The organism is Polyangium sp. 6x1, from assembly GCF_029946515.1.
In the GTDB taxonomy this organism is placed as follows: Bacteria; Myxococcota_A; Polyangia; order Polyangiales; family Polyangiaceae; genus Polyangium.
On sequence record NZ_JARZHH010000020.1, the window covers coordinates 33,624 to 59,038 of the forward strand.

Here is a 25,415-nt window from a genome sequence, read left to right on the forward strand (position 1 = left end):
GATGAACGCGGGCCGCCGGGTTCGCCGCCCGGACATGCGTGAGCGGTCGGTCCTCGGGCGCGAGCGGGCGCTTCGATACCTCGAGCGGTCTCACGTTCCGCCCTGCCCTGGGATCGGCTATCACGTTCTCCGATGACGGCGCATGCAGCCGGGAAACCGGAGCCGCTCGACGAGCCCCTCGCAATCGCCACGCTTCGCGCCCTCGCCGCGCCGCGCCGCCTCGTTCCGATCCTCGTCGTGAGCGTCACGCTCCTCGTCGCGCAGGCGCGGTCGGGCGGCTCGGCCACGGTCGCCGTCGGCGTCGCGCTCTGCGCCTCGTTCACGCTGCTCGCGCCGGTCTCCTGGCGCGCGATCGCCGCCGATCGCCCCACGTTGCTGCGCGTCCTCGCTTATGCGGCGCTCGGCGCGATCGTGGTCTTCGGCATCGGGGGCGTGATCCCGCGCTGGCTGCGGCTCGCGCCGAGCTTCCTCACCGTCCCGGGCAACCTCGTCAGCTCGCTCGCGCTCTACTGGGTCGGCGGCTGGGGGCTCGGACGGGACATCGATCTCGAGCTGCGGCTCGTCGCCCAGCGGGAGCGCGCCGAGAAGCTCGCGCGCGAGGCCGAACGCGCGCAGCTCCTCGCGCTCCGCGCGCACCTCGATCCCCATTTCCTCTTCAACACGCTCAACGCGATCGCCGAGTGGTGCCGCGTCGACGGCGCGGTCGCCGAGGAGGCCGTGCTGCGCCTCGCGTCGATGCTGCGGGCGATCCTCGCCGGCGTGCGCGCCGAATGGTGGCCCCTCGAGCAGGAGCTCGCGCTCGTGCGAACGCTCTTCGAGCTCTTTCGGCTGCGCGATCCAGGGCGGTTCACGGTCGTCATGGAGATCGATCCGGACGCCGCGCCTCTGCCGGTGCCGCCCCTCGTGCTTCTCTTGCTCGCGGAGAACGCGATGAAGCACGGTCCCGGCGCCGGACACGAGGGCGAGGTGCGCCTCGTGATCCGACGGGCCTCGGGCGCGCTCCGGATCACGCTCTCGAATCCAGGCGCGTACGCGGGCCCGAGGGCGGGCAGCGACGGGTTGCCCACGGTGCAACGCCGCCTCGCGCTGGCCTATGACGAACGCGCGCGCCTCTCGATACGCGGCGAAGGCGACCGCACGCGGGTCGAGCTCGAGCTGCCGGAGGTGACCTCGTGAATGCGCTGCGGGTGCTCGTCGTCGACGACGAGAAGCTCGCGCGGGCGCGCCTTTTTCGGCTGCTCGGCGCGATCGAGGGCGTGGTGGTCGTGGGCGAGTGCGATCGGGGCGACGCCGTGCGCGCGGCCCTCGGGCAGAGCAGCGTCGACGTGATCCTGCTCGACATCGAGATGCCCGGCCTCACCGGAATCGAGGCGATTCGCTTGTTGCCCGAGCCGCGGCCCTACGTGATTTTCTGCACCGCGCACGCCGCGTACGCCGTGTCCGCGTTCGAGGTGGCCGCGGTCGATTACCTGCTCAAACCCGTGGAGGCCGGGCGCCTGCAGATCGCGATCGATCGCGCGCGACGCGTCCTCGGCGCTGCGAAGGCAGATGCCCCTCGCCCCGCCGCACGGCGCCTCGCGATCGAGACCCGCGAGGGCGTGCTGCTCCTCGATCCCGCCGACATCTCGTTCGCCGAGGTCGACGGCGCGCTCGTCACGATCGTCGCGAGCGGGCGGCGCGTGCTCACCGATCTCTCGCTGGCCGCGCTGGAGGAGCGCCTGCCCGCGGGCACGTTCGTCCGTGTCCACCGCCGCGCGCTCTTGAACCTCGAACACGTGAGCCTGCTCGAACCCACGCCCTCGGGCGGCTACCTCGCGCGCACGAAAAACGGCCACACCGTCGAGGTCTCGCGCCAGGCGGCGAGGGAGCTCCGCCGCGCGCTCGGGATCGCCCGCGGGAGCGAGGACAAGGGGTGAATGAGATTCATCTTCGTCCCGCCAATCCCCCATGAGGGCAAAGGTGGGAGCCAATTTCCGGCCAATTGAAGTTTTACTGCGAAAGCCCGAGCCATTTACCGTCGATTCTTTGACGAATGGCGGTTGACTCCCCGGCGGGCAGCGTGTTAGGTATCAAGAAATCGGGGATTGCTTGATTGTCTCGAGCAGATTCCCATTGTGATTCTTATTCGGCGACCACCGGGGCGTTTACCAACGGGACGGCGAAGCCTCGGGGAGCGGGGGTTTCCCCTCGTTCCTGACGGGGGTATCGCCGTGCGATTCGGGGGAGCGAGGTCCAGCATGCCTGGAATGTCGGCCGCGTGGAGAGGCCTCTTGCATTCGACCGAAAGGAGCCGCCTGCGCGCCACGCTGATTGCAGGGCTCGCCGTGGCGAACGCCGGGTGCGGCGAGCCCGCGGCCGGAGGCGATCCCGCGCGCCCGGCCTGGGGATCCGCCGTCCCTTCGGCGGTACAGGATACGGCGCGATCCCGCTCGACGCCGGCGTGGAGATCCGCGGTTTCTCGAGCCCCGACCACGCGGCGCTCCCCGTGGATTTCGATCTTTATCGCGCCGACAACCAGGTCCCCGGCGGCTCGTACTACGAGCCGTTCGACGCCTGGCTCGTGCCGCGCTGATCCCCCTGTCAGCCCGGGGCGTCCGTCGTGTGGTGCATGAGCGCCCTCCAGACCCCGTCGCGCAGCTCCCAGACGGCGCTGAATGCGAGGAGTTTTTCCAGATGCTCCCCGCCTCGCAGCTCCACCCGCCCGAGGTAGACCCCCATGAGCAAGGCGACGCGCTCGGCGACGATGCGCACGTCGAACTGCCGGAACTCCTCGGTATACGACGTCACGCCCTGAATGAGCTCCCAGTAATCCGATTTGCCACGCCGAGCGCCGGTGGAATCGATGTACTGCCAGCTTTCGTCCACGTGCCGCTCGAAATAGCCGGTGTCCTTGGCCCCCACGGCCGCCGCCCACTGATGCATGAGCGCGAGGAGTTCTTTTTCTGCCTGTTCCCGGAGAATGGTGTTCGTCATGGTTCGTGCCTCCAGGGAAGCCTACCGCATCGATCGCTTGCGCGCGGCATGAATTGAAACTCCCTCCCTCTCCACGGCATGAAGAGGGAGGGTTGGGATGGGTGAGGTCCGTCAGGGCGTGCTGCCAGGATCCGCCGGATCGCTCCCCGCATCCTGTTCGTCGCCGTCGCGGAACCCGTCCTCGTCGCGGTCGAGCCCGAGGCGCTCGCCCGAGCCGGGCGGCGTGCAGGTATAGGTCAGCGGCACATCGAGCAGGATGGCCAAGAGGCGGAGCGTGGCGTCCGCCATCGGGGCAGAGCCCGCGCGATTGCTCGTGAAGAGGCCGCCGCCGGCGTACAGATAACCGAGCTCGCTGCCGAGCAGGCGTCCCTTCACGACGAGATCACATTCCCCGGCGTCGGCGCGGCTGCGCAGCAAATTGATGCGGGCGTGGACGGCCGCGTTGCTCGCCTGGGTCAACGTCGCCTGCTGCCCGACGATCGGCGCCATGTTGGAGTCGAACGCGAGCAGGAACGACTCGACCTGTCGGCGCAAGAGCGCGCCGCTCGGGCCGACCGGGAACCCCTCGGGGTTGAATTCGCTCTCGCCGAAGCCGAAATGCATGAACCGGTCGATGGTGTCGATCATGCCGTCGTGCAGAAAGCCGAAGCCGCGCACCTGATCCCCCATGAAGCCATTGTTGCCCGGCTCGATCCCCGGCGCCTCGGCCATGCCGAACATCCCGACCTTCTGGTAGAGGTTGCGGAAATGGGGCACCTTCATCGTCTGCGGCGTCCCCTCGAAGGTGCTCAGGCCCATCGTGCCGAAGAACCCCGGCGCTTCGCTCTCCGGGTTGCCGGAGGGATCGAGGGTATGGCATCCCTCGCAGCTATGCGTGACGTCCGACAGCGGGCCGGTGAAGAACGCCTTCCCCGCTTGCTGGTCCGGGGTGAGGGAGTTGTCGAGGTTGCGGTTCGGATTCGGCGGATAGCTGATGCGCAGGACGAAATCGGTGAATGCGTCCATGTCCGCCTCGGAGAGCTCGGTGTGGCGCCCGAGCAGATCCACGAAGGCGGGGTTGAATGTCTTGAAAGCCGCGACCTCGTCGAAGATCCCGCTGTCCGGCTGGACGGAGGGAGCGTCGTTGCCGCCGGTGCGGTCGCCGCGCCAGTGCATCGGGCCGTGGTTTGCCATGCCGCGCAGGCTCTGGGTGGTCATCGGTCCCTTCAGCGGACGATAGTTGGGATTGCCCGGGTCCTCGACGAGGAAGGGCCCCGGGTTCGTGACGGTGACCCCGTCCGGATTGCCGAGGTCCCACGCCAGGCTGTCGAAATCGCCGAACACGTGGCAGCTCGCGCAGGACGAGTCCCCGTGGCTGGAGGAGAGCTTCGCGTCGTAGAGGAACCTCCGGCCATGCGTGATGCTGGGCGGCTCGGGGTTATGCATCGGCACGTGGGCCACCTCGGCGCGCGCGGCGGTGTCGACGACGGAGATCGCGTTGTCGAACGTGGTGAGCGCATAGAGGCGGCCGCGCGCCTGATCGAGCACGAGCCCCGTGGGGCCCCCGCCGGAGACGGGGACATGGTCCGCCGCCGAGGGCGTGAACGTGTCGTTCTCCAGGGCCGCGGTATTGAAAATGCCGATCTTGCTGGACCCCAGGGCGGCCACATAAAGCGTCGCGCCATTGCTGGTGATGGCCATGCCCTGCGGGAGCGCGAGGCTCCGCTCGTTCTCCGTATTGGGCAGGGGCGCGCAGCAGGTCGCGTAATCGATGTGCTTGTTCAGGTGCCGCGGGGCCACCCCGCCCGGCCCGAGCACCGTGATACGGCTCTCGTGCAAATGTCCCCGCAGCGTCTCGCCCGCGTAGATCCCCGGGCCCTCGAACCGCTGGTCGTTCTGCGCGTCGGTGTTCGTGACGTAGACCTTCCCGTTCACCGGGTTGACGATCATGTTGTAAAGAATCGTCCCGACGCCGGTGTACACCCCCGACGAACCCGCCACTTGCGCCGGCGGATTGGCGAGGGCGTCGATGACGAAGACGTCCTCGTCGGGCAGCGAAAAGCGCACCTCGTCGTCCCACGTGCGGCCGATGTGATCGACCCAATTGACGCCATTGTGCTTGACGATGAGGCTGGTCTCGGGCTGCGGGAGGCCCTCGAAGTTCGTATTGGGCGCGGGCACGCCGCCGGCCGATTCACCGCCGTCGGGCACCAAAAGGTCGCTGACGACCGTGGTGCGGTTGCCGGAGTGGAACGCGGCCGCATACACCTTGGCGCCGTCGGGGGAGACGGCGAGCGCGCGCGGCGTGTCGCTGAAGAGGGTCACGATGCTGAGCGGCGTCCCGCCCAGGGGCGCGCCCAGCGCATTGGCGTCGAAGACCCAGACGTCGGCGCGGCCGATGCCGGGCGTGGTGAGCTGCGCATCGCCCGGGCGATTCTGGCCGCGGTGGGCCGTCGTGATGAACGCGCGCCGGCGGCCCGGCCCGCCGAAGACGATATCGCGCGGCTCGTCCCCCACGAGCAGCGTGCGCACCACCCGCCCGCGCGCCGGATCACTCACATCGACGACGCTGACGCTGTCCGACAGATGATTGACCACCCACACCTCGTCGTCGCCCCTCGCCGCGACGGCGACGGGCTCGAGCCCCACGGGCACCGAGCCGACGTGCGAAAGGCCGTTCTTCTTGACGCGGAAGATCTCCAGGCGACCATCCGGGGTATTGACGGCGAAGAGGTGTTTGCCATCGGTCGAGAGCGCGAGGGGACGCACTTGACCGCTTTCAAAAAGTGTGTACGACGAGGCTGCGTGGGCGAGCGTGGAGGCAGCGAGGGGGACGGCAAGCCCGGTGACCGCGAGGGCTTTGCGCAGCAATCCAAGTCCAGTCATCACCTTTTCCTTGGGGGCGTCGAAAGGCGAGCTCCGGCGCTGCGTCGGAGTGCATGTTCGACCCCACTCTGCAGCGTGCTACGGGTGACGAGGCCGCGCAAATCGGTCCCGAGCTCGACGAGCGTGCGCGCGATCTCCGGCCGGATACCCGTGAGCACAACCTCCGCCCCGAGGAGCGCCACGGCCTGCGCGGCCTGAATCAGCCCATTGGCGACCTCCGCATCCACCACCGGGACGCCGGTCACGTCGAGGATGGCGACCTCCGCCCGATGCGCCATCACCCCTTCGAGCAATGTTTCGATGACCTGCTGCGCGCGCGTACCATTCACAGTGCCGATGAGCGGCATGACAACCACGCTCTCGGCGATGGGGATGAGCGGCGTCGACAGGGCGCGCAGGGTCTCCTCCTGCATGCGAATGATCTCCTCCTGGAGACGGCCGTTTTCGGCCTCGGCGCGCTGACTCTGCTCGATGGCCCGCTGCGCCCGCTGCTGCGCGGTGACGTCGATGTTGCATTCGATCACATATTCGGAGCCGTCGTCGCCCTGGAGGGGAATGTAGGTCGTCTCGGTCCACACCACGCGATCATCGACGGTCGCCAGGGTGGAGCCCGAGGTATCGTAGGAAGTGGGCGGCATCGTGATCTTCGTGTGCTCGTCGGCCGCCCGCTCGAAATTGGCGACGAACCCCATCGATATCGATGCCGGATCGGTCAGGATGTTGAACTTCCCGATGATCTCCTCCCGCACCCCCCCGATGACGTCAAGCGTATGGCGGTTCATTGCGACCGACAGGCCATCCCGCCGGTAGACGCCCAGGGCCACGGGGATCGCCTCGAAGACCTTGCGATAGGGGACGCGGCGCTCGTGCTCGGTGAGGGTGTCGTCCAGCGACTCGCGCTCGGCGAGCACACGCTCGAGCTCGGTCACCCGCGCGCGCAGGGCCGCGTTCTCGGATCGCAAGGCTTCGTAGGTCGGCTCGTCGTTCAACTCTCGTCCTCCTTCCGTGGCCGCGCCGGCACGCATCGGTGGCACTGCAAACGGCCAGACTTCGGCAACGTACACTATCCGAAATCAATGCTGGCGAGGAAGGAGATCCGCGAGAGCCGGTCTGACGGACGGCGTGGGGAACGCGAGGTGACAGACGATTGACGCATTCACCCCGCGTTCAGTCTCCACGAAATTCCCGTTGGAGGTGGATTGTGGCTCGTGAACGAGCTTGCTTTCCGTGGAGCTCGGCGTGGGGCTATTGAAAGCTCACGGACACGTTATCGAGGCCCCAGCCCTCGTCACCGACGCCCTGGAGGTTCATCGCGCCGAATTCGAATGCGACGTCGCTGGCCGTGTGCGGTCGTTCGTATTTCAGGTGATACACGGAGTCGAACGGTTGCCCCCCCCAGACGTAGCCGAGCGAGTTCACCTCGAATGCGCCCGTGTGGCTCGGATGCGAGGCCGGCGGATTGGACCAGTTGTCCGGATAGGCCTGCGGAGAGGCCACGTTCGAGAACGTCGTCCCCAGGAGAAAGCCGCCGTCCATCTTGAGGCCCCAGCCATCCGGCCCGCCGTTGCCGTCCCACGTCTGGATGACGAAGACGTCGAGCTCCAGCGTGATCTGCTCGTGCGGCGGCAGGTGCGAGAGCGTGAGCTTCACCGTGTGATTGTCGAATTGCCCCAAAAACTTCGTCTTCGGGCGGCTCCCGCCGGGCGTCTCCGACACGAGGGCGCTCGGCAGAGCGCCCGAGACGACGCTCCACTCGGGCCCCAGCGCGCCCTCGAAATCGTTGAAGTAGGTCCCCATCGCCGCGACGGGCGGCGTGGCGCCGACGAACACGGTCGCATACGAGGCGTCGTTCGTCGAGGCCACGTCGAGAATGCACGCATTGAGCAGCGCCGGGTCCACGACGCCTGCCTGCACGCACGTCGCCTCGGCAGCGGCGTACGCCGCGGGAGGAAGCGAATGCGCGCTCACCGGCTGCGACGGGAACGCGAGGTTCGTGAACGTCGCCGTGCTCTCCCCGGGCGCATAATCGAAAAGCGACTCTTCCTGCGAGATGCGGAAGCTATCGGCGAACGTGTCGTGCAGCGCCTCGTGCGAGAGCGGCTGCTCGAGCGGCGTGCCGTCGCGCAGCTTGAACTCGTTCGAGATCGAACCATCGAAATTGCCGAGCAGCCCGGTGACGAGCCCTTGGTACCCGTCGGGGAGCCGGAGCTCGACGTCGACATGGTCCCCCGGGTGCACGCGGACCATCATCTTCTCGCCGCCGCCAAAGCGCAGCAAGAACTGGTTGTCATGCCATTCGACCTTCCCGGAGCCGACCGAGACGACCCCGTAGCTCGTGAGGGGCACGTCGTTGCCCTCGACGACGAGGCGCGTCGTGGGCCGCGCGTAAATGCTTACGCGCTCCGATCCGACGAGCGCCGCGACGGCGGTGTTCAAGGCAATCGACGTGGAGCTCCCGAGCGGCTCCTGGCGAATCTGAACGATGCGATCCGATGCGCTCGCGAGGACGAACTCTCCGACGGCCTGGAGGTCGTACAGGAGCCCATCGAACGTCACGAGGTGCGGATCTCCCGAGCTGCTCGACCCCGTCGTGGGTGGCTCGGGGTTTGGCGTGCCGCCCCCGCCCCCACCCGAACCGCCCCCGCCCCCGTCTCCGCACGCCCCGCAGGCCTCGCAGGCATTGGGGCAGCAATCGCCGAACTCGACGCAGCCTGGGTCGCAGTAGCAGCCTCCGCCGACGTCGTTGCATTCGGACGGCGAGCAGAGGCCGTCCGCGCAATCGACGGCGCAACCCACGGCGTCCTCGCCGGCCTCGCAGACCCCGTTTCCGCAACAGGCGACCTCGGCGCTCTCCGAGTAATGCCAGGTGGGATCCCAGTAGCTCGTTTTGACGTCTTTCGCTTGCGTGGCGTCGTCGATGACGAAGCCGAACTCGGAGACGGCCCCGCCGCAGTAGCCATCCATGAGCCCGCCGGGATAGAGGTTCTGCGAGCCGACGTAGAACGCCTGATCGTCGACCATGACGAACTTGGAGTGGTTCGTGTACGGCGTGCCGCTCGCCCACGTCGGAGCGAAAGCGTGCTTGAACGGGGCCACGTGCACCCTGTCGCAATAAAGCTGCTCCTGGGAATCGTACCCGGCCTGCGCGATCTCCTCCGGGGGGATCTCGTCTTCGAGGAAAAACCATTCGAGCTGCTTGGCCGTCCAGTCGACCGTCCAGCCGTTCTGGTAAATGCCCGCGTCGAGGACGATCTTGACCTGGACCCCGCGCCGAATCGCGGCGCGCAGCTTCTCCCAGAGCTGGTCGGAGTAGGAGCGGCAAGCGCAGGACGGAGACGCAAAAAAGTCCTGCTGGCTGATCTCGAGCGACGTCTGCGCCGCGTCGATGAGCGCATACAGCGCCCGGTCACCGGCCAGCGAATCGGCGAAGGCGCCGAGGTGCGCCCCGGAGGTGCCGACCGCGATGACCGGGACATCGCCGCCGCCCACCTTGAACGGGGGCGTGAACTTGTCGAAGCAAGCGCCGACGTTCGTGAGAATGCCGAGCATGCCCACGGGGACCTTGGGGAGGCTGACCCAGTCGTAGGGCCACACGCCGTTCGACTCGTACGCCGCGCACTCCATGGCCACGAGCTCGTTCACGTACTCCTGCGCGTGCGTCGCGGCCGTGCCGCTGAGCCGCACGGAGACGTCGTGCACGGGCGCCAGGGCATCGACATAATGGAACCCCCAGAGGTTGATCCCGCCCGCGATGACCGTGCGCCCATCCGCGGCGATGATCTTCGAATGATTGTGCGGGAACGATACGGTGCCCGGGAGCATGCCCGGCAATCGGCCCGCGGAGACGCGGATCCGGAGGTCATTCTTGATACGCGCCGTCACGTTGTCGACGATCTGCTGCGGCGAAAGTCCGCCGTGCCCCGTGACGAACCGCACGTGCAGCCGCGGCGTCGTGGGATCTCCCTGCGGGATGGGCGCTTTTTGGTTCAGCTCCTCGACGGCCTCGCGGATCACCATCAAAAACGTCTCGTCCTCGAACGAAAGGCTCGTCACGTCGACGTACTGGGTCGCGCCCGTGATGACGCTGTAGATCTCGTTGAGGAGATCGTCGGAATGGCCTGCCGGCAGGACGTTGTTCCCCCACCACTGGGCGGAGGGGAACTGCAGCAACTTGTCCATCGAGTTGTTGCACGAGGCGCCCCAGTATCCCGGATGCTCGTCCACGAGCGCGCTGATGACTTTGTCGCCGACGTACGAATAGTTGCACGTGGGCCACGGAATCGGCCACGGCAGCGGTATGACATCATCCCCGGTGGGGGGCGGATCCAGCGTATCTTCCCACGCATACGCATCGTTCGGGGCGATCGTCGTCGCCGCCGGGAGGACGAGCAGGGCGCAAGCCGCTTTCCAGGCCTTCCACGAAGTTTTCATCGCAAACGTCTCCTCGACGAGCAAAGCCGAGAGGCGCGGGGGCCGCGGCTCCGCTCGCGGAGGCAGGCACCGCAGTTCGTCGATGTGAACCTCGCCCTGAAAAAAATACCGCGGCGCGCCCGGCCTCAGGTTCCGTCCGGGCCCATGCCCACGATCCCCGCGCGTTTGCCCATCTCCAGGAGCCGCGCCTTGAGGAGCTGGAATCGCTTGCGCAGGCGCGCGGCCTCGCGCGAGAGCTCGGCCTCGCCGAGCGGCGCGTCGCCCTCGTGAAGCACGCGGGCGAGATCATTCCACGCGAGCCCCCGATCGACGCGGAGCACGAGGAGCATCTGATCCTCGGGGGGCAACGACGCGCGCAAGGCCGCGAAGCGCGTTTGCCGCTCGGTGCGCAGGTACGAGGCCGTCTCGCTGCGGATCTGGTCGGCGATCGCCGAGAGATCCGAGCCATCGGGCAGCGGCCGTTGCCTCTTCTCGCGGCGCCGCGCGTCGCGCCGGTGATTGAGCGAGGCGTGCCGCGCGAGGACATAGGCCCAGGTGCGGAAGGAGCTGTCCCCGCGGAAGGCGCGCAGATCGCGCCACAGCCGCTCGCTGAAGGCGGCGAAGACCTCCGCCGCCTCCTCCTCGTCGTGGTGGAACGTGACGAGGAAACCGAAGATCTCCGCGCCGAAGCCGCGGATCGCGAGCGTCGCCGCCCTCTCGGGGTGCCCCTCGGCGAGGTGGCGTCGAATCTCGCGCTCCAGCTCCTCGTGCTCTTCGGCCATCGCTCCCGCCCACTCTAGCGGAATGCGCCTCGGCTCGCGAGCGAATCTCGCGTCCGCTAAAGCGACAGCTCCGCCACCCCGTCCTGGAACCTTATCCTCGCGAGCATCAGCTTCTCCTGCTGCGCCACCAGATCGATCGTCGCCTTCGAGATCCGGTCGCTCACCTCCTGCATTTTCTTCTCCAGGTTCTGCATCAAGGGCCCCCCGCTCTTCACCACCTTGAGCGTCACGATCTGCGCGTGCAGCTCGTCCAATCGCTGCCGATACTCGGCGAGCTGCTCGCGGGTCGTGGTGATCCGCTGCTCCAGGTTCGCCATTTCCTTGTGCAGATCGAGGAGCGCGCCCACGCTCTCCTTCAGCTTCCCGCTCGCCGACGGGCCCGACAAATACACCCGCACCATCTCCATCCCCACCTCGTTGCGCAAATCGGTCGTCCGGAAGACCGGCGTCTCCTCGTCGATGTCGACGTCCACCTTCTTGCCCGGCCCGATCTCCACGCGGAACAGATACGCATCGCCCATCCGCTCCCGCGACGGCGGCGCCTTCGCCAGCGAATACCCCTTCGCCACCGTGTGCCGCACGTACACGGTCGCGTCGTCCTGCGACCGGTTCGTCAAGACGAGCGTTTTTCGCCGCGTGTGCTTCACCTCCGTCGAGAACACGCCCCGCTGCACCGACAGGATCCGCGTGATCTCGTCGGCCTCGTCGTCCTTGCGCTCCACCACGATCTGCCGGTCGAGCGCGAAAGGAATGAACGCGAACGAGCGCGCCGGGATCGGATCGCTCATGCCCTCGCCGATGAACCGCCCGTCACCGAACACCGTCACGGGCCCGCTCTCCAGCACGGAATCGGTCGGGTTTTTCAGGCGCACCGCCTTGAACGGGAACGTCGTATTGCCGCGCGTGCTCTCCGGATCGTAGAAGTACACGAAGCCGCCGTCGGTCTCCTCGCTCAAAATGGAGACCATCGCGCTCGTCGTGCGAGGCACGGTCATGGGGATCGTCGACTCGAAATGCGCCGTGCCGATCGGCTCGGCGCTCGCCTCCTCGGCCGGCGAGAGGCTCGCCGTTTTCTTCATTTGCGCTTCGGTGTCGACCGACTCCACGATGCTCACGCCGCCCTTGCGCCCCACCTGCAGCCCATTGCCCACCGCCGCGATCTGCGCGGCCGGCAGCCCGGCGCGGATGAGCTGCTCACGCGCGCGGTTTGCCCGCTGGAGCGAGGCGGCCTGTTGGTCGGTGTCCTTCGCGTCGGCATACCCTTCCACGACGATCTGCTTGCGGTTGCTCCGATACTTGGCCACGAGCTGCTCGATCTGGATCTGCTCCATCGTCTTCGGCGGAGGAGGCGGAGGCGGAGGCGGCGGAGGCGGCGGGGACGACTCCGGGGTCGCACTGATCTGCATCTCCGCCCCGGGCGCGACAGCGGCGAGGGATTCGAAAGAGCGGGTGGCGCGAGGAGCGTTGAGCGGGACGCGCCTCGTGAAGTCCGAGCTGATCGCGACTGCGCCTGTGCTCGCCCCATCGACGACGAGGCCGTTCTCGGGGCTCGTACTCCCCGCGACCGTCGCGAGCTTCGTGTCGTCGAGGTTCGCGAGAATGCGCTTCCCGGGCTGCCCCGGCTGCCCCCCATGCGTCGCCCCGCCCATCGGCGGCGCCTGCGCAAAGAGGCCGTCCGATTGCAACGTTTCTCGCTCGACCACGCGGATCGTGCGCAGATCGAAGCGGAACGAGAGCGCCGAGCTCGACCCGACCCCGAGCTTGACCTGGTTCCAGTCCTCCCCCGAGGTATTGTCGACGACGGCCCAGGCGTCGACCTTCGTCTTCCCGTCCTTGCCCATGGAGATGCGATAACTCGGCTTCCACGACGGCGCCTCGGTCACGTAGGAGAGCCGCAGCTTGTGCGGCTTCGGGCCCTGGAGCTGGATCTCCATGTTGACGAGGTTTCCCCCCTGCCCGTCATAGCCCGAGCCCACGGTCGGATACGCGATCGGCGCGGGTTTGCCCGTCGTCGCGTCGATCACGGTGAGCGATTTCAAGAAATCGTCGACCTTGTCGTCGGGCACGCTCAGGCGCAGCGAATCCCCGTCGATCTCGGCGTACCGCTCGAAATACGCCACGCCATTCCGATACACGACGACACGCCCGAGCGTCGTGTCGCTCCGGACGAAGCTCGTGGCGTTGCTACAGCCGAGAAGGCAAAAGAGCGAGAGGGGGACGAGAACCTTGCGCATCGGGACACCTCGTTCGAGTCGGATGCGAGGCCCTCAGCACCGATCGTGCCACGCCGTTTTCCCGCGCGATCACGGCACTTGTTCGCCGCGCCCCCCGGAGACGTGGCCCCGGCGTCGACAGGTGTGGACGGGCTGTCGACAGATCAGCGGGGCGCCCCGGAGACGCGCCGCTCGCAGGCCTCTTGCTCGGCCCGCGCCATGGCTTCGGGCACGTTCAGGAGCGCGATCCGCCGCTCGACCGACATGCAGTACGCCGTCGCCGACCACAATTTCGGGTCCTCGACGCCGGTGAGCGGCTCGAGGTCGGTCCATACCCACGCGGCCTTGTCGTCCGATGCCGTGACGATCCGCTTCCCGTCGGGGCTATAAACCGCCGAGTTCACCACGAAATCGGAGCCACGCAGGACGAGCGGCTCGCCACTCCCGTCCGCGCTCCAGATCCGCACGGTCTTGTCCTGCGAGGCCGTGACGATGTGCTTCCCATCCGGGCTCCACTCCGCCGAATTGACCCAGTGCTGGTGCCCTTCGAGGACGAGCGGCGCGCCGCTGCCATCGGCATTCCACACCCGCGCCGTCCTGTCGTGCGACGCCGTGACGATGCGCTTGCCATCCGGGCTGAACACGGCGCTCCGCACGTTCCCCTGGTGGTCCAGCAAGAGCAGCGGCTCGCCGGTTCCATCGGAATGAAACACCCGGACGGTCTTGTCGCGGGACGCCGTGACGATGCGCTGACCGTCCGGGCTCCACGACGCCGCATTGACGGCAGCTTGATGGCCCTGCAAGATCAGCGGCGCGCCGCTCCCGTCCGCATTCCAGATCCGCGCCGTCTTGTCCTCGGAGGCCGTGACGATTCGCTTCCCGTCGGGGCTCCACGAGGCCCATTTGACCGTCGCCAGGTGCCCACGAAGCACGAGCGGCTCGCCGCTCCCATCGGCATTCCAGATCCGCGCCGTCCTGTCCTCGGAGGCCGTGACGATCCGCTTCCCGTCGGGGCTCCACTCCGCCCAGTGGACCACGTTTTCATGGCCGCGCAAAACCACGGGTTTGCCCGCGCCGTCCGCATTCCAGACCCGAGCCGTGTTGTCCCAGGAGGCCGTCACGATACGCCCGCCGTCGGGGCTGAAGGACGCCCGATAGACGATACGCTGGTGCCCTTTGAGCAAGAGTGGCCTGCCCGTCCCCTCCGCGCTCCAGACCCGCGCGGTCTTGTCCGACGATACGGTCACGACGAATTGCCCGTCGGGGCTGTACGACGCGCGTTGAATGGCGTCCTCGTGCCCCCTGAATACCGAGGGATCGCCGGAGTTCTCCGCGGCCCAAAGGCGCAAGCCCTCGCCCTGGAACGCCGTGAGGACGCGCCCGCCCTCGGAGGTGAACGCGAGCGAATACGCGCCGTCCTGGTGGCCCGTGAGGACCTGCGGCTCGCCCGAGCCGTCCGCATTCCAGACCCGCACGGTCTTGTCCCACGAGGCCGTGACGATGTGCTCGCCGTCAGGCCGGAACGTCGCCCAGTTGACCGCCGCGAAGTGGCCCCGAAAGACCACGGCTTCGCCCGAGCCGTCCGCATTCCATACCCGCGCCGTCTTGTCCTCGGAGGCGGTGACGACACGCGCGCCGTCGGGGCTGAACGCCGCGGAGCGCAATCCCTGCTCGTGCCCGCGGAGGATCACGGGCTCGCCCGTGCCGTCGCTCCGCCAGATACGCGCTGTCTTGTCCCGCGACGCCGAGACGAGCCGGGAGCCGTCGGGGCTCCACGCCACGGATCGGACCGCGTCCTCATGGCCGGAAAAAATCATCGGGCGGCCCGCGCCGTCCGAATTCCAGATCCGCACGGTCTTGTCCCACGACGCCCCCGCGATGCGGCGACCGTCGGGGCTCCATGCGACCGATTGCACGGCTTCCTGTCCCCGGAGGAGGAGCGGCTCGCCGCGGCCGTCGGCATTCCATACCCGCACGATGCCGTCCTCCGACGCGGTGGCAATCCGTTTGCCGTCGGGGCTGTAGGCCGCGGACATCACGAGGGCCGGATGCGTGAGCACCACGCGGGCCGGCCCGCTCTGAAGCGCCCACCGCGCGAGCTCCGACCAGCCGCGGGGCACCTCGGGCGGCTCGACCTCACGCAGGAGCGCGAGCATCGTCGTCGGATCCCCTTGCTGCTCGCGCGCCGCGGCGATCCGCGTCGCATTGCGCGCCTGCCTCGCCTCGGCCTGCGCGCGCGCCCGCTCCTCGTCCGCGTGCGAGGCCTGCTGATCGGCGCGCCGCGCCTGCTCCCCGGCGCGCAGGGCCAGGTACGAAAACACGACCGCAATGGCGCCGAGCATCACGAGCGCCCCGCCGAACACGCGGCGGCGCAGGCCCCGCTCCCGATCGGCGAGCGCCACGACGGCCACGAGATATCGCTCTTCGCGCTTGCCGAGCCGGGACGGCGTGCCCGCGCCCTGCGCGGCGCGGCGTCGCTCGAGCCATTGACGCGCCTCCTCGGCGGCGCGGTCGCGCCAGACGAGTCCCTCGGCCTCGGCGCTCGCATACCATTGCTGGGCCGCGGCGCGGAGGCGCGCGAGGAACTGCGCGTCCTTCTCGTTCTCGTCGAGCCATTGCCGGAGCTTCGACCACCGCTCGACCAGCGATTCGTGGACGATCTCGACCGTCGACCCCTCCCAATCGCCGCCCGTCTCGATGACGAGCAGCCGCGCGGCGGCGAGGTGCTGCACGACCTGCTCCGTGGCGTCGCCGCCCTCGGAGAGCTCGCGGAGCTCGGCCAGGTTCACGAGCGCGCGCGTGCGCTCGGGCGTGACGAGCCGCAAGAGAATCGACCGCGCGAGCGCCTGCTCCGGCCCGGAGAGCGTCGCGAGCACCGCGTCCGCGTGCGTGGAGAGCGCCCCCGCGACCCCGCCGAGCGCGCGATAACTCTCGCGCGAGAGGAGCTTGTGTTCCCGATCCCGCGCCTCCCACAGCTTCGTCGCCGTGAATTGCAAGAGTGGCAAGGCGCTCCGCGTGTTCTCCAGGGTATCGAGCATCTGCTCGACGAGCTCGTCGCCCTCGAATCGATACCCCGCCGCCTCGATGGGCTTCGTGAGCGCCGCGCGCAGCCCCTCGCGGCCGAGCGGCGGCAAGAAGACGAGCCCGCGGGTCACCTCGGTCATGAAATGCCGATTGTCGACGAGCCGGTCCAGAAAATCCGAGCGCATGGCGAGCACCACGCGCAGCGGCGAGGACGCGTCGTCGGCCGCGCCTTCGAGGCAGGCGAGAAACGCCTTCCATTCGTCCGGGCTCGCGCCGAGGGTATAAAGCTCCTCGAATTGATCGACGAACAAGAGAATGTGATGGTCCGCCCCCGCGCGCCGGCACCGCGCGCGCAGGCGGGCGCCGAGGTAGCCGGGGCGGCTGCGCAACGTCGCCGCGAGCTCCTCGATGTCGATCGTAGGGGGCACGCTGCCGCGGAGGTCGGCCTTCGGATCGGCGATCTGGGCGAGCACGTCGGCGAGCGCGGCGAGCGGCTTGCGCCCCGGGCGCAGAATGAACGCCTCCCAGGCGCCCGAGCGCTTCAATGCAGGGAGAATCCCCGCGCGCACGAACGACGATTTGCCCGCGCCGGAGGGCCCGGCCACGACCACGAGCTGCTGGTTGCGCAGGCGCCCGACCGCGCCGGCGATGTCACGCTCGCGGCCGAAGAACCGCGCGGCGTCCGATTCCTGGAATGCGGAGAGACCGGCAAACGGATTGTCGTCGTCCGACAGCGCCACCGTCGTCGGCGCGTCCACGATGGATTCGAGCGCCGCGAGCAGCTCCCGCGCCGATCCGATCCGCTCCGCTTTTCGTTTCTTCAGGCATCGATCGATGAGCGCGCCGAGGGCCCCGAGGTCGGGGCGTGATTCGAGCGCGCTCGGCATCGCCAGTTCGAGGACCTGGACGCCGACGAGCCGCGCCATGCTCACGGGCGCGAGCGGGTGCGCGCCCGTGACGAGCTCGTGCAGGATGATCCCGGCGGCCCAGACGTCGCATTGCGGATCGACGTCGAGCCCCAGCCATTGCTCGGGCGACATGTACGGCGGCGTGCCGACGACCGTCCCGTCCTCGGTCGTCGACACATCGTCGCCCTGCCGCGGCGCCGCAATCGTCATCGTCCCCGTGTTGTCGAGCGTGAAGCGCTTGGCGATGCCGAAATCGAGCACCTTCACCTGGCCGCCCTCGGTCAGGAGGATGTTCTCCGGCTTGAGATCCCGGTGCACGATGCCCATTTCATGCGCGCAGACGAGCGCGCGCAGGACGGGAATCATGATCTCCGCCGCGACGCTCGGCGAGACGCCGCTCGCGCGCGCCCGCTCGTTCATCCACGACCGGAGCGTGCGGCCCTCGAGGTATTCGAGCACCATGTAGGGATACCCCTGGAGCTCGTCGACCTCGTACACGACCACGATGCTCTCGTGCTTGCAGCGCGCCGTGGCCCGCGCCTCGGCCAGAAACCGCCCGGCGCGTCTCCCCGTGTACCCGACGAGGAGCTTGATCGCGCAGAGCCGCGCGAGCCGCGTATCCCGCGCCAGGAACACACGCCCCATGCCGCCCTGGCCGAGCTCGCGGATGATCTCGTAATGCTTGATGACGCTGCCGGCGTGGAGCGACAAGGACTCCACCGGGATCGCCGGCGCGCCGAATGCGATCGGCGGAGACGTCGCGGACACCGTCGAGCGGGAGGAAGGCTCCGGGTTTGGCCCGGTCATGGCCTGCGCGGTCCGGGCGAACGCGGGATCCGGATCCGGCTCCCTCGTCGAAGCCTCCCCCGATCGATCGCGCTGGCTCTCCGGATGGCGCTCCATGCGATCTGCCCCTAGGGCTCGATTCCGTGGCGTCGCAGCAGCCGATAGAGATACGTGCGATCCATCCCCGCCGCGCCCGCCGCGCGCGCGACCTTGCCGTCGTGCAATCGCAGGAGCGCCTTGAAATACCGGCGCTCGAAATCGGCCATGGCGCGCTCCCGCTCCGAGGCGTACGGCGCCGTCGGATCCACGACGAACCCCTCCTCCGCCGCGCCCGCGCTCTCGATGGCCGGCTCGATCGTGCGGAGGATCAAGCACCGCTCCACGTAATTGCGGAGCTCGCGCACGTTGCCGGGCCACGCGCCGCCCCGGAGCTGCGCCATGAACTCTGGCGTGCGCAGCTGCTCCGCCGCGTCACGGGGCGCGCGGAGCGACGTGAGGATCTCCTCGGCCAGCGCCGGGATGTCCTCGGGCCGCCGGCGCAACGGCGGCATTCCAATCGTGACCACCGCGAGGCGAAAATAAAGATCGGCGCGGAAACGGCCGACGTTCACGTCCGTGCGGAGGTCGCGGTTCGTCGCGGCAATCACGCGCACGTCGACCGGCCTGTACGCGTTCGACCCCACGCGGCGCACCTCCCGCGCCTCCAGCGCGCGGAGCAGCTTCGGTTGCAGGTCGACGGGCAGCTCGCCGACCTCGTCGAGGAACAACGTCCCGCCCGACGCCTCCTCGAACGCGCCGACCCGCTTGTCCGTGGCCCCGGTGAACGCGCCTTTCTCGTGCCCGAAAAGCTCGCTCTCGAGCAGGTTCCCGTGGATGGCCCCGCAATCGACGATGACGAACGGCCCCTCGCTGCGCGCGCTTTTCTTGTGAATCGAGTGCGCCGCCTGGCTCTTGCCCGTGCCGGTCTCGCCTTCGAGCAGCACCGTCACGTCGCTCTCGGCCGCCCGCGCGAGCATCGCGAACGTCGCGCGCATCGCCGGCGAGACGCCCGCGAGCGAGCCGAAGCGGGTCTCCTCGGAGAGCGGCAGCCGGTTCGTCTCGGCGGCGAGCTCGAAGCGGATCACGGTCTTTCCGACCCGAAGGAGGCTACCGACGCGCAGGAACGCTTCGAGGACCGCGACCCCGTCGAGCACGGTGCCGTTGCGGCTCTTGAGGTCGCGGACGCGCACGCCGCCCTCGTCGACCAAGATCTCGCAGTGAAACCGAGAGACCGTGGGGTCGTCGACGATGAGGTCGTTGCGGTGGTGGGAGCCGATCGAGCAGCGATCGCCCGTGGACTGCCACGTGACGCCGCGCGCGGGCCCTTCGACGACGGTGAGGCGGAAGCGACGGACCGTGCCTTTCGGGGCGGAGGACGGGCCATCCGCGTGCGTCAGCGTCGTCGAGCTCACGGTGCTCGCGGGGGTGTTGCGGTCGCTTTGCTCTTGCCCCGCGGCGCGGCCTCGGCTCGACACGGCTCACGTTCCTACCACAGGCGAGGCGCGGCTCACACGACAAACGCGGGAGCCGGGTGCGGAAGCGGTGCGGATAGGGCTCGGGCCGTGCCGACCCCGGGTCGAGAGCCTCGCGGCGGTCCTCGCCTCATGGCTCGGTCCTGCTCTGCGCGAGCGCCAGCGCGGCGCCCCTCCGAAGCGTGTCTCAATGTGAAACCGGGTCCGTCTCACACGCCGACGCGTTATCGACGCATGTCCCCGCGCAGCACTTCCCCGCGCGAACGTCCGTCACCGGCGCGATCGGAAAGCAGTCGTTGATCTGCCCGATCGGCGTCGTCCGATCGAAGTGCACGCAGACAGCGTGCCCGAGCGTGGCCACGTCCTGGCACCATTCGGGGATCCAGGCGTCCCAATCGTCAGGATCGCACCACGCGTCCCACGTGCACGGATTGCAGTCGTCACAACCGTTCCAATCATGCTCGCCCGAGCAGTCCTTGTCCCACGATTCCTCGGGATCGGGCATCTCCCTGCGAAAGCCCTGCCCTTCGAGAGGCTCCTGCGAAACGCAGCCGAACATGAAAACGATCACAAGAAGGAACCTCGCAGAACCCCTGACCATGGTTCGCTCCGTCATTCCCAACATGGGATTTCCTGATGCTCCTACCGACGCCGACGATGAATACGGCTCGGCCGGCTGCCGATGACGCGAACGTGGAGGACGAGGCCGGCCGCGACAAGGTGCACATTGCATCAAACGTTGTTACGGTTGGTGCAAGATGCACCATCGGAAGAACAAACCGGACGCGTGGCCGTGGCCGCGCCCGTCGAAGCGTGCGCGCGAGTTGATCCGACGCGGCGCCGAGATGGCCCTGAACACACCCCACGAGTGGCTCGAGGAGCTCGACAAGGCGACGCTGGCCATCGAGACCATGAAGGTCGTCGCCGAGGACCCGGTGCTCGCGGCGGCCACGCGCCGAACGATGCGCGCGTATTTCTTCCACTGGGCGGAGGCGAACCTCCATGACCCAGGCGCGCCGGTCGCGCCCCACCTCGGCGCCGAGTCGCTCGGCAACGCACGTGACCTCGTGCGTCGTGGGGTGACCGAGTCCGCGCTGCACGCCTATCGCACCGGGCAAAACGCGGCCTGGCTCCGGTGGATGTCGATTGCCTTCGATCTGACCTCCGATCCGGACGAGCTGCGCGAGATGCTCGATATCTCGGCCCGCTCCATCTCGTTTTTCCTCGACGCGACGCTCGCGGGCGTCTCCGCCCAGATGGAGGCCGAGCGCGACGAGCTGACCCGCGGCACCCACGCCGAGCGCCGCGAAGTCGTCGCGCTCCTCCTGGATGGCGCGCCGATCAGCCCCCAAACCGCTTCACGGCGGCTCGGCTACGAGCTCGACCAGACCCACCGAGCCGCCGTCGTCTGGAGCGACGAGGCCGCGTCCGATCTCGGCTCCCTCGAAAGCGCGGCCGACGCCCTGGCCCGCGCCGCGGGCGCGCAACGCCCCCTCATCGTCGTCGCCAGCGCGGCGACTTTGTGGGTCTGGGTGCCAGGAGAAGCCGAACCCGACCTCGAGCGGCTACGCACGGCGATACGATCGCTGCCCGGCGTCCGCATCGCAATGGGACCCAGGAGCCGCAAAATCGAGGGCTTTCGTCGCAGCCACCTCGACGCCCTCACCACCCAGCGCATGATCGCCCGCCTGGGCTCCGATCAACGCGTCGTCAGCTTCGACATGGTCCGACTCGTCTCCTTGGTCACCCGCGATCCCGAGGGCGCCGACCATTTCGTCAAACACACGCTCGGTGACCTCGAATCGGCGAGCCCCGAGCTCAGGAGCGCATTGCGGACTTTCCTCGACGAAGGGTGCAACGCCTCCCGCACGGCAGCGCGCCTCCACACCCATCGCAATACCCTGCTGCGCCGGCTCGCCCGCGCCGAGGAGCTCCTCCCGCGACCCCTCGAGCAAAATCGCGTGGAGGTCGCCGTCGCGCTCGCGGTGCTCCGGTGGCAGACGAGCGCCGCGTGAACGAAACGGCCGCCGAGCGACACGTCCGGTGGATCTTGGAAGCCGACCATCCGGCGGTCGAATCCTTCTCGCTCGACCTTGCCTCGCAGAGCTCAACTGGGCCCTCGGAGCTCCCACGGCCGCGCGATGGGAATGGTGAAGAAAAACGTGCTGCCCACGCCGACCGTGCTCTCCGCCCAGACGCTGCCGCCATGTGCCTCGACGAGGCCCTTGACGATCGACAGGCCGAGGCCGGCGCCGCGATGGTCGGCCTCCTTTGCCTGCCAGAATCGATCGAAGAGGTGCGGGATCTGTTGCATGGGAATCCCCAGGCCCGTATCCGCGACCCAGAAGAGCACCGCTTGCTCCCGCCGAGCCGCACCCACGCGAATCCGTCCGCCCGCTCGGGTGAACTTGATGGCATTGCCGATGAGGTTCTCGAACACCTGCAAGACGCGATCGCGATCCGCCCATATTTCAGGAAGCTCTGCCGCCACATCGAGCTCGAGCTCCACCGAGCATTCGCGCGCGAACGGTCTCTGTGCCTCCACCGCCTCGATGGCAACCTTGTCCGCGGGGACGTCGCCACGCATGACGGAGAGCTGCCCCGCGTCGAGGCGAGCCACGTCGAGGAGATCCTGGATGAGACGATTCATGCGCAGCGCGGCATGCTGAATCGACTCCCCGCGTCGAGAGATCCCTGGTTCCCGCGCACGCCGCAAAAGCTCCGCGTGAACGAAAATGGCGTTCAGCGGATTGCGGAGGTCGTGCGCGACGATACCGAGCATGTCGTCGCGTACCCGGATGGCTCGCTGAGCGTTGCGGAAGAGGCACGCGTTGTCCACGGCCAGGGCGGCTCGGCGCGAAAGCTCCTGGGCCACGGCAAACTCCCGCGCCGCGTACCGAGCCGCCGTCGTGCTGAGGAGAAGGAGGGCACCCACGAGATTTCCACGCGCAATCAGCGGCACGCCGATGAGGGATTTCGGATCGAGCTCGCGCAGCAGCCGCAGGTGCTCCTCGCTCTGCGCGATCGATTCCAGGTACGCGGGCGTCACCTCGTTGACGAGGAGCGGCTGTCTGGTCTCGAAGACCCTCGAAACGAGGCGCGGCCCCCCTCGATCGAGCTCGAGCCGCTGGAGAGCCTCCGCGACGGTTGCCTTGGCGGGATCCGCATGGGCGACCTTGAAGCGACGTCCCCCATCCTCGTTCATGAGCTCCACGATGCAGCAGTCCGCCAGATGGCCGACGACGAGGCTCAACAGGCTGTCCACGGTCTGATCGTAATCGAGGCTCGAGGCCAGAACGGCGCCGACGTTCAAGAGGAGCTCTTGCTCCTTTTCGACCTCCTTGCGCTCGGTGATGTCGCGGAGGATGATGGTGAAGAGAGGCGCGCCCTCCACGTCGAGCTTGGAAATGGCTCCTTCTGCTGGGAACTCCACGCCGTCCTTGCGGAGCCCCGAAATGGTGCCGCGCTCGGATGTCTTTCGCGCCGGGAGCGGGTTCTTCGCGAAGTCGCGAACGTGCTGCCGATGGCGCTCTCTCAGCCGTTCCGGGATCAAGACATCCACGGGCCGGCCTAGGATCTCGTCGCGCTTCCAGCCGAAGATTTGCTCCGCGCCATCATTGAAAATGCGGATCCGTTGGTCCTGGTCGATCGAAACGATGGCGTCGGCGGCGATCGAGATCAGCCCTGCGAACCTCGCCTCCGACGCGCGGAGCGCCTCCTCGGCGCGCTTTCGCTCGCTGATGTCACGAATGAGGCTCTGCCATCGACCGTCGGGGAGGACCTTTTCGCACACCTCGACCGGCAAGTAGGCCCCCTCCTTGGTCCGTAGCCTCCACTCGGCGACCTCCACGGACCCCGCGAGGAGATGTTCCCTGGCATGCGAGAGCCGGGGGACGTCTCGCGGAGGTATGAAATCGACCATGGTCTTTCCGAGGATCTCCTCGCGGGCATACCCGAGCATGCGGCAGCCAGCGGTGTTCACGTCGGTATAACGCCCCTCGAGATCGGCGACGAAAATGCCGTCCGGCGCCTGCTCGACGAGCGCTGCGAGCCGCGCCTGGGCTTCGAGCCCTCTTTTTCCGGCGATGAGATTGTCGATACGCGCGCGCAGCTCGTCGACGGTAAAAGGTTTCGTGATGTAATCCTGGGCGCCCTCGCGCAAGAGCTTCACCCGCAGCTCGTCATCCGACTTCGCCGTGAGGAGCACGATGGGGATCCTATCGAGCTCGCGGTGGGAGCGGATCGCGCGAACGAGCGCGTCGCCGCTCAGCTTCGGCATCATGATGTCGCAGAGGACGAGGTCGGGCTCGAGCTCCAGCGCTTTTCGCAGGCCCTCCATGCCATCGAACGCCGCCACGACGCGATGCTCGGACGAAAGGCTCTCGAGGATGAATCTGCTCATTTCGCGGTTGTCTTCCACCACGAGCACGAGCGGGCGTCCCGGCTCTCCGACCCCCTCGACCGGAGGCCCCGCGTGAACCTCGAAGGCAGCCTGCGATATCACCGCCGGCACAGGCCCCCCCGAGGGTCCATCGGCCGCCCGGGGCCGCACGACGGCGTCGGGCGGCGCTCGTCGGGGCAGGTCCACCACGAACGAGGCTCCACCTTCGGGCGCTTCGGAGACGGAGATCGCGCCGTGGTGCAGGGCGATGAAATCACGCGCGATCGCGAGGCCGAGGCCCGTCCCCCCGAATCGCCGTGTCGCTCCGCCCTCGAGCTGGCGGAAGCGTTCGAATACGGCTTCTCGCTTGTCCACGGGAACGCCGGGGCCGCTGTCCGCCACCTCGATGACGATGCGATCCTCGGGGGTCTGTCGCAAGCTCGCGCGGATGCGCCCGCTGGCAGGCGTGAATTTGAATGCGTTCGAGAGCAAGTTGAGGAGGACCCGCTGCATTTTCTCCGCGTCGACCTCCGCCCACAGCACACCCTCTGTCTCGACCGTGAATGCGATGCCCTTCTCCCTGGCCAGCACCTCGAAGTGGCTGGCGACGAAGCGGGCCAATCGCGCCAGATCGATCTCGCAATACGCGAGCGTCATTCGTCCCGCGTCGATCTTCGCGACGTCGAGGAGGTCATCGACGTGGTGATGAAGCGTGCGTGCATTGCGTTCGATGACCTCGATGTCGCGACGAAGAGCCGGGCTGATCTCGGGTTCATCGAGGAGACGCTGCGTGGGCCCGAGGATGAGCGCGAGCGGCGTGCGAAGCTCGTGGCTGACGCTCGCGAAGAACTCGGACTTCAGCCGGTCGAGCTCCTTGGTCTTCTCGTAGAGCCGCGTGATCTCGTCGTTGGCGCGCACGAGCTGCCGGTTGGCCTCCGTGATCTCCTTTCCTCGCTGGAAGATCTCGGCCTCCATGTTCTCTGCCTGGATACGGAGGTCGGCGGTCAGCCTCTGTGCTTCGAGGCCTGCTTGCTTGATGCGGACGAACTCCGTGACGTCCTCGACGCGGTGCGTGACATAGATGAGCTCGCCGTCGGGCCCGAAGACCGGGCAGTTGACCTGGGACCACCATCGCTCTTCGAATCCGCCCCCTTCCTCCTCAGGCCGGCGGATGTCGTACTGCTGAATGGGCATTGTATCCTGGACTCGACGACGAAGCACCCGCTCGAGGGACGCGCCGAGGTTCCGGACGGCCGTCGCGCCTCGAACCGACGTCGACGGGTTGGCAGGGAATACCTCAAAAATACCGCGACCGAGTATTTGTTCGCGCCTCGTCATCGTCGCGCGCGCGTAAGCATCGCTCACCGCGACGATCGTGTACCGAGGCGCATCGGGTTCGACGACGAGGTAGAGCCCGGGGGCGGACTCGAAGAGGGTGCGAAAATCCGGATCCGCAGTCCGAGGCCCACGCACGGAAGACTGCGGATGAGACGGATTGTTGCTGCGACGCATGGCAGGGGCCCGCGGCCATTTCTTCGTGTGGCATAAACAACTGTCAATCG

General features: G+C 67.9%; 14 protein-coding genes. 4 read left to right on the plus strand and 10 right to left on the minus strand.

Going from position 1 to position 25,415, the window contains the following annotated elements; all coding sequences use genetic code 11:
- Positions 1-132: 132 nt before the first annotated feature.
- From QHF85_RS20055 to QHF85_RS20065, 3 genes are all read left to right on the plus strand, one after another.
- A complete protein-coding gene (locus QHF85_RS20055) occupies positions 133-1,176 on the plus strand; it encodes a histidine kinase (protein WP_281328845.1) in 1,044 nt (347 codons plus the stop codon).
- Complete coding sequence (locus tag QHF85_RS20060) at positions 1,173-1,916, plus strand: LytTR family DNA-binding domain-containing protein (protein WP_281328846.1); 744 nt, start codon at positions 1,173-1,175, stop codon at positions 1,914-1,916. The genes QHF85_RS20055 and QHF85_RS20060 overlap by 4 nt, the downstream gene beginning before the upstream one ends.
- Positions 1,917-2,440: 524 nt before the next feature.
- Positions 2,441-2,572, plus strand: coding sequence for a hypothetical protein (locus tag QHF85_RS20065; protein ID WP_281328847.1), 132 nt, complete (start codon positions 2,441-2,443; stop codon positions 2,570-2,572).
- 8 nt (positions 2,573-2,580) lie between these two features.
- Here QHF85_RS20065 and QHF85_RS20070 read toward each other — a convergent pair whose 3' ends face one another.
- From QHF85_RS20070 to QHF85_RS20110, 9 genes are all read right to left on the minus strand, one after another.
- A complete protein-coding gene (locus tag QHF85_RS20070; RefSeq protein ID WP_281328848.1) occupies positions 2,581-2,973 on the minus strand; it encodes a nuclear transport factor 2 family protein in 393 nt (130 codons plus the stop codon).
- A 111-nt stretch (positions 2,974-3,084) separates the two neighbouring features.
- Positions 3,085-5,838 carry a beta-propeller fold lactonase family protein gene (locus QHF85_RS20075; protein WP_281328849.1) on the minus strand — a complete coding sequence of 918 codons (2,754 nt, stop codon included), beginning with the start codon at positions 5,836-5,838 and terminating at the stop codon, positions 3,085-3,087.
- A complete protein-coding gene (locus tag QHF85_RS20080; RefSeq protein ID WP_281328850.1) occupies positions 5,838-6,827 on the minus strand; it encodes an STAS domain-containing protein in 990 nt (329 codons plus the stop codon). Before QHF85_RS20080 ends, QHF85_RS20075 begins: the two co-directional genes overlap by 1 nt.
- A gap of 256 nt (positions 6,828-7,083) precedes the next feature.
- Positions 7,084-10,269, minus strand: a complete 3,186-nt coding sequence (locus tag QHF85_RS20085) for a phospholipase D-like domain-containing protein (RefSeq protein ID WP_281328851.1) — start codon at positions 10,267-10,269, stop codon at positions 7,084-7,086.
- Positions 10,270-10,394: 125 nt separating this feature from the next.
- Complete coding sequence (locus tag QHF85_RS20090) at positions 10,395-11,030, minus strand: sigma-70 family RNA polymerase sigma factor (RefSeq protein WP_281328852.1); 636 nt, start codon at positions 11,028-11,030, stop codon at positions 10,395-10,397.
- Between the two features lie 56 nt (positions 11,031-11,086).
- Positions 11,087-13,264, minus strand: a complete 2,178-nt coding sequence (locus QHF85_RS20095) for a DUF4139 domain-containing protein (protein WP_281328853.1) — start codon at positions 13,262-13,264, stop codon at positions 11,087-11,089.
- A 143-nt stretch (positions 13,265-13,407) separates the two neighbouring features.
- Entirely contained in the window at positions 13,408-18,078 is a 4,671-nt protein-coding gene (locus tag QHF85_RS20100; RefSeq protein WP_281328854.1) for a protein kinase, read from the minus strand.
- An 11-nt stretch (positions 18,079-18,089) separates the two neighbouring features.
- On the minus strand, positions 18,090-19,412 hold the full coding sequence (locus QHF85_RS20105) for a sigma 54-interacting transcriptional regulator (RefSeq protein ID WP_348652747.1): 1,323 nt from the start codon (positions 19,410-19,412) through the stop codon (positions 18,090-18,092).
- Positions 19,413-19,659: 247 nt separating this feature from the next.
- Positions 19,660-20,031 (minus strand): hypothetical protein, encoded by a 372-nt coding sequence (locus QHF85_RS20110; RefSeq protein ID WP_281328856.1) that lies wholly within the window; start codon positions 20,029-20,031, stop codon positions 19,660-19,662.
- A 199-nt stretch (positions 20,032-20,230) separates the two neighbouring features.
- Between QHF85_RS20110 and QHF85_RS20115 the strand changes: the two genes are divergently transcribed.
- Entirely contained in the window at positions 20,231-21,487 is a 1,257-nt protein-coding gene (locus QHF85_RS20115) for a PucR family transcriptional regulator (protein ID WP_281328857.1), read from the plus strand.
- 92 nt (positions 21,488-21,579) lie between these two features.
- Here QHF85_RS20115 and QHF85_RS20120 read toward each other — a convergent pair whose 3' ends face one another.
- Positions 21,580-25,365, minus strand: a complete 3,786-nt coding sequence (locus QHF85_RS20120) for an ATP-binding protein (protein WP_281328858.1) — start codon at positions 25,363-25,365, stop codon at positions 21,580-21,582.
- Positions 25,366-25,415 lie beyond the last annotated feature (50 nt).